This is a genomic window from Terrabacter terrae (genome assembly GCF_039529575.1).
Lineage (GTDB): Bacteria > Actinomycetota > Actinomycetes > Actinomycetales > Dermatophilaceae > Terrabacter > Terrabacter terrae.
This window is the reverse complement of record NZ_BAAANB010000001.1, coordinates 177594-187732: the sequence shown is the minus strand read 5'-3', so window position 1 is coordinate 187732 and position 10139 is coordinate 177594. Positions and strand designations below refer to the sequence as shown.

Genomic DNA, 10139 nt, shown 5'->3' with positions numbered 1-10139 from the left:
CCGCGAACGCGCGCCGAGCTCGCCAAGCTGACCGGCCTCGCCCGCTCCACCGTGGGGGCCCGCGTGGACGCGCTCCTCGCCACCGGCCTGCTCGCGCCGAGCGGTGAGGCCGCCAGCACGGGAGGCCGGCCTCCGGTGCGGTTCGCCTTCAACCCCGAGGCGCGGGTGGTCGTGGGTGCCGACATCGGCGCCACCCACGGCCGGGTCGCCCTCACCGACCTGACCGGTCGTCCGCTCTGCGAGATCGGCGAGACTCTGGACATCACGGACGGCCCGGAAGTCGTCCTCGACTGGGTGATCGCCGCGACGCGACGGCTGCTCGAGGAGGCGGGTCGCGATGCGCGCGACCTCATCGGCATCGGCATCGGGGTACCGGGCCCGGTCGAGCACTCGAGCGGGCGCCCCATGCGGCCCCCGATCATGCCGGGCTGGGACGGCTACGACGTGCCGGGCCACATGCGGCGCGACTTCGACGTGCTGGTCCTCGTCGACAACGACGTGAACATCATGGCTTTGGGCGAGCACGCCACGGCCCACCCCGACGTCGAGCACCTCCTCTTCGTCAAGGTGGCCACCGGCATCGGAGCAGGCATCATCAGTGGAGGCCGGCTGCACCGCGGCGCCGTCGGCGCCGCCGGTGACCTCGGCCACGTCGCCGCACCGCACGCGCCCGACGTCCTCTGCTCCTGCGGCAACGTCGGCTGCCTCGAGGCCGTCGCCAGCGGGCCGGCGATCTCCAGGGCCCTCGAGCAGGTCGAGGTCGTCGCCGAGTCGAACGCCGACATCGTCGGCCTCGTCCGGAGCGGCAACATCCCGGCTGCACTCGCCGTGCGCCAGGCCGGGCGCACCATCGGGGAGGTCCTCGCCACCTGCGTGAGCCTGCTCAACCCGTCGGTCATCGTCATCGGCGGCACGCTCTCCGAAGCCGGCGAGAGCCTCATCGCCGGCGTCCGCGAGGTGGTCTACGGCCGCTCACTACCCCTGGCCACCGGCGCGTTGCAGATCGTCCCTGCCACCACCGGCACGCAGGCCGGCGTCATCGGCGCAGCCACCATGGTCATCCAGCACGCGCTGACCGCCGACCGGGTGGACCGCGCGGTCGCCCGCTCCGTCGCGCAGCCCGCCTCCTGACCGCACGTCGCCGCCGGCCGACTGCTGACGAGTGAGCGCGGTTCCGGACGAGCCATGATCCGGACACTCCGGCGAGTCGGGGAGACGGAGACGATAACGTGCCCTCCGATGGAGGGGAGTACTCCCTAATCCGGACGTCGTCATCACGAACAGCCGCGCTGTTCCGGTGTCCGGGGCCGACCTCGTCGGCGGAGGAGACCTCCGGAGATGTCACCTGCCTCCGGAGGTTCGCATGATCAGCACCGTCCCCCTCTACGTCTGGGTCGCCACCCTCGCGCTCCTTGCCGTCGTGGTCTACGTCGACCTGCGCGTCATCGCTCGTCGCGGCGGCGAGGTCACGATGAGCCAGTCGGTCAGGTGGGTGACCTTCTACGTCTGCCTGGCCCTGGCGTTCGGCCTCTTGCTGTCGTTGACCGTGGGTGGGCGTTCCGGCGCGGAGTTCTTCTCCGGGTACATCACGGAGTACAGCCTGTCGGTCGACAACCTCTTCGTGTTCGTCATCATCATGACCAAGTTCGCCGTTCCCTCCTTCGCGCAGGACAAGGTGCTCTACCTCGGGATCGTCATCTCCATGGTCCTGCGCGCGGTCTTCATCTTCGCCGGCGCGGCGCTCATCGCGGCTGCGTCCTGGACGTTCTACCTGTTCGGGATCCTGCTCATCTACACCGCGGTGAGCCTGCTGCGTGAGCAGGACGAGCCCGAGTTCGGCGAGTACCGGGTGCTCAAGGCAATGCGTCGCGTCCTCCCCATGACCCTGAGCTACCACGGCGACCGACTCAGCCTCCGCCAGGACGGGCGACGCCACTGGACGCCCCTGGTGATCGCCGTGTCGGCGATCGCCCTGGCCAACGTCGTCTTCGCCCTCGACTCCATCCCCGCGATCTTCGGGCTGACGCAGGACGCGTTCGTGATCCTGACTGCCAATGCCTTCGCACTGATGGGCCTGCGGCAGCTGTACTTCCTCGTGGGTGGCCTGCTCGAGCGGCTCATCTACCTCAACGTCGGGCTCTCGGCCATCCTGGCCTTCATCGGGATCAAGCTGATCGTCGAGGCCCTGCACGGCTCCCACATCGACCACCTGGGTTCCGTTCCCCTGCCACAGATCGGCATCGCCACCTCGCTCGGCTTCATCGTGACGGTGCTGGTTGCGGCGTCGCTGGCGAGCCTCGGCAAGAACTGGCTCGACCAGCGCGCCACTTCGTGAGCTCGGTGACGTGGCGTCCCCGTAGCGATGGGAGGCATCGCCCGCGCGCGGCCCGTCCCTGGGCCGGTTGACTCCTCCCCCACCGCGTCGGCGTGGACGACTGAAGCAGGACCTCGACGAAACCCTGTCGGGGTCCTGCGACGCCTGCAGTGATGGTGCGAAGGCCGCGGCGGGAAGCTCTGCCGGAATTTCTCTGGGCCTCCCGCACACCTGCTGCTGAATGTATATTCGTCGTTGAATCGTGAGGACGAGCGAATCCCGTCAAAGGAGACGTACGTGTCAAGAGGTCAACAACGGGCATCGGCCTCGTCGGCCGACACTGCCCCTGAAGCCGGAGGTCGGCGCCGCACGCCCGTGCGACAATCTCCGGCGTCCCGTCCCGTAGGTCCGGAGGCATGATGGTCAACCCGATGGAGGCCGGCGACGCGGCGGCGGGCGTCTTCACGACGTCCGAGGACACCCGCCTCATGACGAAGGTGGCCCGCCTGTACCACGAGCAGGGGGTCCGCCAGCCGGAGATCGCCAAGCGCCTGAACATCTCGCAGCCACGGGTGTCGCGCCTGCTCAAGAAGGCCGTCGCGACCGGCATCGTGCGCACGACCGTCGTGGCGCCGCGTGGCGTCTTCGCCGAGATCGAGGACGAGGTCGAGCAGCGGTACGGCCTGCAGGAGGTCGTCGTGGCCGACACCGGCGAGGAGGACGACGAGTTCGTCATCGCCCCTGCTCTCGGCGCGGCCGCGGCCTTCTACCTGGAGACGACCCTGACCGGTGGAGAGCGCATCGGGGTGTCGTCGTGGAGCTCGACGCTGCTGGCCACCGTCGACTCGATGCGACCACGCAACAGCCACGAGTGCGAGTCGGTGGTCCAGGTGCTCGGTGGCCTCGGCCAGCCCTCCGCGCAGGCCAGGGCCACGCATCTCGTCGGGCGCCTCGTGCAGGTCACCGGCGCCAAGGCCACCTACCTGCCCGCGCCCGGGCTCGTCACCTCCGACGCCACACGCCGCGCTCTCCTCAAGGAGGACAGCATCGCCCAGGCGATCGACGCCTTCCCCGAGCTCACCGTCCTGCTGGCGGGCATCGGCAGCCTCCTTCCGTCGGCGCTCCTGCGCGCCAGCGGCAACGCCGTCAGCACCGAGGACGAGGAGCGGCTCCGGGAGGCCGGCGCGGTGGGCGACGTCTGCATGCGCTACTTCGACGCCGAGGGCAAGCCGGTCAAGAGCCACCTCGACAACCGCATCCTGGGGATCGACAACGCCGCCCTCCTCGCCATTCCTCGGCGCATCGGCGTCGCGGGCGGGCGCCGCAAGCACGAGGCCATCCGTGCCGCCCTGCTCGGGGGCTGGATCAACACCCTCGTCACCGACAGCGCCACGGCGGCGTACCTCCGCGACGCCGCTCGCTGACGGCTCACGCCACACCACGGACCGCACAGCGACGGCTCCCCCGCCTCGCCGGGAGCCGGCGCTGTCCGTCATGCCCACAGGCCATCGGTTGATCGGCGCGAGCGCGCCGGCCCACGTGGATTCCGTTGACAGCCACCGCCGGCCGCCTCTACTGTGACATTGTCTTCATTCACTAGCGAATGGATATTCGATGACGAGATCGGGGATCGCCCGCCCGCTGCGCGACGGAGCGCTGCTCGCCATCGACCAGGGCACGACGAACACCAAGGCGATGCTGCTCGACGCGTCGACCGGCCTGGTCCTCGCCGAGGCGTCGGCGCCCACGAGCATCGCCTTCCCCGCACCGGGCTGGGTGGAGCAGGACGCCGAGCGACTCTGGACCGCGACGATGGCCGCCGTCGACGGTTGCCTCGAGCAGCAGCCCGAGGCACGCGTGGTCGGAATCGGCATCTCCAACCAGCGCGAGACCGTCGTGTGCTGGAGCCGGAGCACCGGCCGTGCGCTCGGACCCGCCCTCGGCTGGCAGGACGCCCGCACGACCGCCTGGTGCGCCGACCTCCTCGAGCGCGAACCCTCTGCGGCACAGACCATTCGCCAGCGCACCGGCCTCTCACTCGACCCGATGTTCTCGGCTCCGAAGTTCCGCACGAGCATCGACGCCGCTGTCGCCGGGGGCGCCGACCCGACCGACGTCGCAGTGGGCACCGTCGATGCCTGGCTCGTGTGGCGGCTCACCGGCCAGCACGTCACCGAGCTCGGCAACGCCTCGCGCACGCTGCTGCTCGACCTCGCCAGCCTGGCCTGGCACGACGACCTGCTGTCACTGTTCGGGATCGACGCCGCCCGCCTGCCCGAGCCCCGCCCGTCCGACGCGTCCTTCGGCGTCACGTCGACGCGGCACGGCCGGCTTCCGGCCGGCGTCCCGGTGCTCGCGGTGCTCGCCGACTCGCACGCCGCGCTCTACCACCACGGCTGCACGACGCCCGGCACCGGCAAGGCCACCTACGGCACGGGCACCTCGGTCATGAGCCCCACCAAGGACCCGAGCGCCGGACCGCACGGCATCGCCACGACGGTCGCCTGGCACGTCGGCGGCGCACCGACCTACGCCCGCGAGGGCAACATCGTCGCGTCCGGCTCGGCGCTGGACTGGATGGCCTCCACGCTGGGCGTCCCGGAGGGGACCGCGGGCGGCGCGCACCTGACTGCACTCGCCGGCGAGGTGCCCGACAGTGGCGGAGTCTGCTTCGTGCCGGCCTTCTCCGGCCTCGGCGCCCCGTACTGGGACCGCTCGGCCGTCGGTGTCCTCGTCGGCGTCTCCGGGGGCACGACCCGCGGGCACCTGGCCCGGGCCGCGCTCGAGGCCGTGGCCCACCAGGTCACCGACGTCGTGGAGGCCATGGAGTCGGACGGCTCGGCGCGCATCGACACCCTCCACGCCGACGGCGGCGCCACGGCCTCGGGGCTGCTCATGCAGGTCCAGGCGGACCTGCTCGGCCGGCCTCTCGAGGTGGCGAGCAGCCCCGCGGCGTCGGCGCTCGGGGCTGCCCGACTGGCTGCCGAGCACCTCGGCGTCGCGACGCCGCCGGCCGAGCCCGGTCACCGAGTCGCACCCCATCCTCCGACGTCCAGCGATGCGGGCGCCGCTCGCCGCAGCTGGAGGCAAGCCATCGCCCGCTCACGCGGACTCACTGTGTCGCAAACGGATCCAACGCTGCGCGACGAGACCATCGAGAGGAACGACCCATGACCGACTACCCACCCTTCGGTGCGGGCCTGTGGCACTTCGCGTCGTACGTCGACCGGTACGCCACGGACGGCTACGCCCCCGAGGTCTCCACCTTGGAGCAGATCGCGCGAGCCGGCTCGGTCGGTGAGCTGTCCTACGTCGACGTGCCCTATCCCTTCTCCGAGGGCGTCTCGGTCGACGACGTCAAGCAGGCGTTGGCCGACAACGGCCTGCAGGCCATCGGCGTCACGCCGGAGATCTACATGCGTCGCTTCAGCAAGGGCGCCTTCACCAACCCCGACCCGGAGGTGCGCGCTGCCGCACTCGCCGCGCTCAACGAGGCCGCCGACGTCGTGCGGGCCCTCGAGGCGAAGTACCTCAAGGTGTGGCCGGGGCAGGACGGCTGGGACTACCCCCTGCAGGTCAACCACCACGAGCAGTGGGAGCTGGCCGTCTCCGGCATGCGCGAGCTGGCACAGGCCAACCCCGACATCAAGATCGTCATCGAGTACAAGCCGCGAGAGCCGCGCAACAAGATGTTCTGGGACTCCGCCGCCAAGACGGCGCTCGGCATCAAGGCCATGGGCGTCGACAACGTCGGCGTGCTCCTCGACTTCGGCCACGCCCTCTTCGGCGGCGAGTCCCCCGCTGCCGCAGCTCAGCTGCTCATCGACCACGACCTGCTCTGGGCCATGGACGTCAACGACAACCTGCGCAGCTGGGACGACGACATGGTCGTCGGCACGGTGCACCCGATCGAGCTGTTCGAGTACTTCTACACCCTGAAGATCAACGGCTGGGAAGGCGTCTGGCAGCTCGACCAGTTCCCGTTCCGAGAGGACACCGTCGAGGCGGCCAAGCTCTCGATCCGCTTCCTCAAGGCGATCTGGCGTTCCCTCGAGCAGCTCGACATCGAGGCACTCAAGGCCGCCCAGGCCCGTCAGGACGCGCTCGGCGCGCAGAGGCTGGTCCAGGACGTCCTCTTCGCGAACATCAGGGACGAGGCATGAGCACGACCGAGGACCTCGTCCCGCACGTCGACGCCGAGGCCGTGCCCCACGACACGCTGACCGTCCTCGGGCGGGTGCCCGCGGACGCGACGCGCGAACAGGCCGTGGCCCACCTGGCCGAGGCGGCCCGGCTCGTCCGGCGCCGCGACATCGAGATGGTGCGCGCCGCGGGGCTCGGGCACATCGGTGGCGAGTTCTCCGTCATCGACGTTCTCGTCACCCTGTACCTGCACGCCATGAACGTCTCGCCGGACCAGCTCGACGACCCCGAGCGCGACCGCTTCATCCTGTCCAAGGGACATGCCGCTGCCGCGCTCTACACGACGCTGGCCATGGCGGGCTTCCTCGAGCCGTCGCAGCTCGAGACGTTCATGAAGCCCCAGTCGCAGCTCAACGGCCATCCCGCCCGCACGAAGATCGCCGCCGTCGAGGCCAGCACCGGGCCTCTCGGGCACGGCCTGCCGATCGCGGTCGGCACGGCGTTCGCCGGCAAGCTCGACGGTTCAGCGCGGCGCACCTTCGTCGTCGTCGGCGACGGCGAGCTCCAGGAGGGCTCGAACTGGGAGGCGCTCATGACGGCCGGCAACCACCGCCTCTCGCACCTGTGCGTCGTCGTCGACCGCAACCGGCTCCAGCAGGGCGCACGGGTCGCCGACACCAACGACCTCGAGCCGCTGGCCGACAAGCTGGCCGCGTTCGGCCTGGAGGTCGTCGAAGTGGACGGCCACGACCACGGGGCCCTGCTCGACGTCTTCGCGAACGTCCCTGCGGCGTCAGGGAAGCCGACGGCCGTCATCGCCCACACGATGAAGGGCCACCCGATCTCCTTCATGTCCGACAACGTCGCCTGGCACCACAAGGTCCCCTCGGCCGACCAGGTGACCCAGGCCCTCACCGAGCTGGAGCACTCATGACCGCCACCACCGCGCCGACGACGGCCACGGCTCCCGCGCCCCTGCACGACTGCCGTGACGCCTGGGTCGCCGCCCTCGTCGAGCTCGCCGAGACCGACGAGCGCATCGTCGCCGTCGTCAACGACTCGGTCGGCTCGAGCAAGCTCGCCCCGTTCCAGGAGCGCTTCCCCGAGCGCCTCGTCAACGTCGGCATCGCCGAGCAGGACATGGTCGGCGTCGGTGCCGGTCTGGCCAACGGCGGCAAGGTGCCGTTCGTGTCGGCAGCCGCGTGCTTCCTCACCGCGCGCGCGATGGAGCAGATCAAGGTCGACGCCGCCTACTCGCGGCACCACCTCGTGCTCATCGGGCAGAGCCCGGGCATGGCCTACGGCGAGCTCGGCCCGACGCACCACTCCATCGAGGACCTCGCCTGGCTGCGCACGATCCCGGGCCTGACCGTCATCGTGCCGACCGACCCGACCGAGACGGCCCAGGCCGTCCGCTGGGCCGCCGGCGCCGGCTCCCCCGTCTTCATCCGCGTCAGCCGGATGGGTGTCCCGGACGTCATGCCCGAGGGCTACGAGTTCCAGCCCGGCCGCGCGGTGCAGCTGCGCGCGGGCGGTGACGTCACGATCGTGGCCACCGGCACCGCCGTCCCCCGGGCCCTGGACGCGGCGACGCTGCTCGAGGCGCAGGACGTCGATGCCCGGGTCCTCGCGATGCCGACGATCAAGCCGCTCGACGGCGAGGCCCTCCTGGCCGCCGCCGAGGAGACGGCCGGCATCGTCACCGTCGAGGAGGCGCTCACCTCGGGACTCGGCGGTGCCGTGGCCGAGTACCTGTCGACGCGTCGCCCGACGCTGCTGCGCTTCGTCGGGGTGCCCGACACGTTCGCACCCACCGGCTCGGTCGAGTGGCTGATGGACCACTTCCGGATCAGCGCGGACGGCATCGCCGCAGCAGCGCAGGAGCTCCTCCAGAGCCGCTGAAGCGTTCCGGGCAGCCGCTGAACGAGCCGCCGGGCCGGTGCCCCCCAACGTGAGGGTGGGGCAGCGGCCCGGCTTCGTCAGCCCTCAGGCCACTGGCCGGCGTGGCGCCGTCCCGGTCACCGGACGGGGCGCGCGGCCTCGTCGCCGAAGTGGGGCGTCAGCAACACCATCGGTGATCCACTCACCCAGTCCTCGACGGAGTACCCCTGGGTTGCGTACCACGGCTGGACACGCCACGCCTGCTCGGCGATACGTCGCCGGGTGGCCGCATCTGTCACCTCTTCCGCCAGGACCTCGAGGTGCTGCACCGGCTCACGCAGGTGCAGCACCGCCCCGGCGTGCTCGCGCAGGTTGGCCAGCCAGTGCCGTGCACCGGGCGTCCCTGTCACGACGATGCGTCCGTCCACGACGACGTACCAGATCTCAACCCGTCTGACGCTGCCGCTGCGGCGCCCGAGCGTGCTCAGCTGGCACGTGCCGGTGGGGGGCAGCGCCGCGACGTCCGCGGTGGAAGGCTACCCAGCCCTGAGGGCGTGAGTGGTCCACGGGTGAACACGGGTCGAGGCTGCACCCGACGTGCAGCTGCGTCGTCGGCTCGGCCGAGCGGCGCACACTGGGTTGATGGCGGCACCTCGCCGGCCCGGCCGGCGGACCAACCTCGCTCTCCTCGTGCTCCTGGTGGGCTCATTCGTGACCGGCTGGGTGGCGTTCGGGGTCGGGGGGCCGTCCTGGTCGAGGGCCGTCACCGTCGCCCACGGCATCCTCGGCCTCGGCATCCTGGTGCTGGCGCCGTGGAAGACCGTGATCGTCAGGCGTGGTCTACGGACCGGGGGCACGCACGCGATCGGCGTCGCGTTCGCCGTCGTCCTCGCGGTCAGCCTCGTTGCCGGGATCGCGCATGCCGGCATCGGTCGGTTCGAGGTCGCCGGGGTCAACGCGCTCGCCGTGCACGTGGCAGCCGCGGTCATCGCCGTGCCGCTCGCTGCCGCCCATGTGATCCGTCGGCGGCAGCGGCCCCGGCGGACGGACCTCTCCCGACGGACCCTGTTGAGGACCGCCGGCCTGGCAGCCGTGGCAGCGCTGGCGTATGCGGTCCAGGCGTCCGTCACGTCCCTCGCCGGGTTTCCCGCTGCACGGCGTCGCGAGACCGGGTCCTACGAGGTGGGGTCCGGCGACCCCACCTCGATGCCGGTGACGCAGTGGTTCACCGACGGTGTGCCAGGCGTCGACCTGGCCGCCTACCGGCTCGAGGTGACGCGAGCCGACGGGTCGGCTCTCCGGCTCTCGTACGGCGACCTGCTGGCGATGGGTGATGCGGTCCAGTCGGCGGTGCTCGACTGCACCGGCGGCTGGTGGACCGAACAGAGCTGGCGCGGAGTGAGGATCGACACCGTCCTGGGCGTGCCGCGCCAGGGATCGATCGCGGTGCGGTCGGTGACCGGCTACACCATGCACTTTCCCGCCGAAGCAGCCCCTGGCCTGCTGCTCGCCACCCATGTCGGCGGCAAGCCGCTCCTCCCCGGGCACGGCTCCCCGGTCCGGCTCGTGGCCCCCGGACGCCGTGGCTTCTGGTGGGTCAAGTGGGTCGACCAGATACGCGTCGACGCGCGACCATGGTGGCTGCAACCGCCGTTCCCCCTGCAGTGAGAGCCGTGCGCCAATCCATGGGACCGGAGTACCGAAGCAAGCGGGCGCGCCCCCTGCGTCACACGGCATACGGCATACGGCATCGCCGCGGGACGCCGCGCACTCTCGAAGCCGGAGGTACAAGCCGTGAGCT

9 protein-coding genes are annotated in these 10139 nt (G+C 71.1%); 8 read left to right on the top strand and 1 reads right to left on the bottom strand.

Annotated elements, in window-relative coordinates; all coding sequences use genetic code 11:
- The 7 genes from ABD194_RS00915 to ABD194_RS00885 all read left to right on the top strand — a co-directional run.
- The coding region (locus ABD194_RS00915; RefSeq protein WP_343986103.1) for an ROK family transcriptional regulator at window positions 1–1131 on the top strand (1131 nt) is incomplete at its 5' end.
- Window positions 1132–1363: 232 nt separating this feature from the next.
- A complete protein-coding gene (locus ABD194_RS00910) occupies window positions 1364–2335 on the top strand; it encodes a TerC/Alx family metal homeostasis membrane protein (protein WP_343986100.1) in 972 nt (323 codons plus the stop codon).
- A 395-nt stretch (window positions 2336–2730) separates the two neighbouring features.
- A complete protein-coding gene (locus ABD194_RS00905) occupies window positions 2731–3738 on the top strand; it encodes a sugar-binding transcriptional regulator (protein WP_343986096.1) in 1008 nt (335 codons plus the stop codon).
- Between the two features lie 190 nt (window positions 3739–3928).
- A complete protein-coding gene (locus ABD194_RS00900) occupies window positions 3929–5488 on the top strand; it encodes an FGGY-family carbohydrate kinase (RefSeq protein WP_343986093.1) in 1560 nt (519 codons plus the stop codon).
- The gene (locus ABD194_RS00895) at window positions 5485–6477 is read left to right on the top strand and encodes a sugar phosphate isomerase/epimerase family protein (protein WP_343986089.1); all 993 of its coding nucleotides are present in this window, start codon (window positions 5485–5487) and stop codon (window positions 6475–6477) included. Before ABD194_RS00900 ends, ABD194_RS00895 begins: the two co-directional genes overlap by 4 nt.
- Window positions 6474–7391 (top strand): transketolase, encoded by a 918-nt coding sequence (locus tag ABD194_RS00890; RefSeq protein WP_343986086.1) that lies wholly within the window; start codon window positions 6474–6476, stop codon window positions 7389–7391. Before ABD194_RS00895 ends, ABD194_RS00890 begins: the two co-directional genes overlap by 4 nt.
- Window positions 7388–8359: a transketolase family protein gene (locus ABD194_RS00885; protein WP_343986083.1), complete on the top strand. Its 972-nt coding sequence runs from the start codon at window positions 7388–7390 to the stop codon at window positions 8357–8359. The genes ABD194_RS00890 and ABD194_RS00885 overlap by 4 nt, the downstream gene beginning before the upstream one ends.
- Before the next feature lie 116 nt (window positions 8360–8475).
- On the opposite strand, the gene ABD194_RS00880 is transcribed toward ABD194_RS00885, so the two are convergent.
- Window positions 8476–8826, bottom strand: a complete 351-nt coding sequence (locus ABD194_RS00880) for a nitroreductase/quinone reductase family protein (protein WP_343988139.1) — start codon at window positions 8824–8826, stop codon at window positions 8476–8478.
- Window positions 8827–8980: 154 nt separating this feature from the next.
- Here ABD194_RS00880 and ABD194_RS00875 point away from each other — a divergent pair, with 154 nt between their 5' ends.
- Window positions 8981–10006, top strand: coding sequence for a molybdopterin-dependent oxidoreductase (locus ABD194_RS00875; RefSeq protein ID WP_343986080.1), 1026 nt, complete (start codon window positions 8981–8983; stop codon window positions 10004–10006).
- Window positions 10007–10139: the final 133 nt, after the last annotated feature.

Excerpts from the sequence above, each read along its gene's own strand:
- ABD194_RS00910 (WP_343986100.1), top strand. The coding sequence starts at position 1,364 with ATGATCAGCACCGTCCCCCTCTACGTCTGGGTCGCCACCCTCGCGCTC.
- ABD194_RS00905 (WP_343986096.1), top strand. The coding sequence starts at position 2,731 with ATGATGGTCAACCCGATGGAGGCCGGCGACGCGGCGGCGGGCGTCTTC.
- ABD194_RS00900 (WP_343986093.1), top strand. The coding sequence starts at position 3,929 with ATGACGAGATCGGGGATCGCCCGCCCGCTGCGCGACGGAGCGCTGCTC.
- ABD194_RS00895 (WP_343986089.1), top strand. The coding sequence starts at position 5,485 with ATGACCGACTACCCACCCTTCGGTGCGGGCCTGTGGCACTTCGCGTCG.
- ABD194_RS00890 (WP_343986086.1), top strand. The coding sequence starts at position 6,474 with ATGAGCACGACCGAGGACCTCGTCCCGCACGTCGACGCCGAGGCCGTG.
- ABD194_RS00885 (WP_343986083.1), top strand. The coding sequence starts at position 7,388 with ATGACCGCCACCACCGCGCCGACGACGGCCACGGCTCCCGCGCCCCTG.
- ABD194_RS00875 (WP_343986080.1), top strand. The coding sequence starts at position 8,981 with ATGGCGGCACCTCGCCGGCCCGGCCGGCGGACCAACCTCGCTCTCCTC.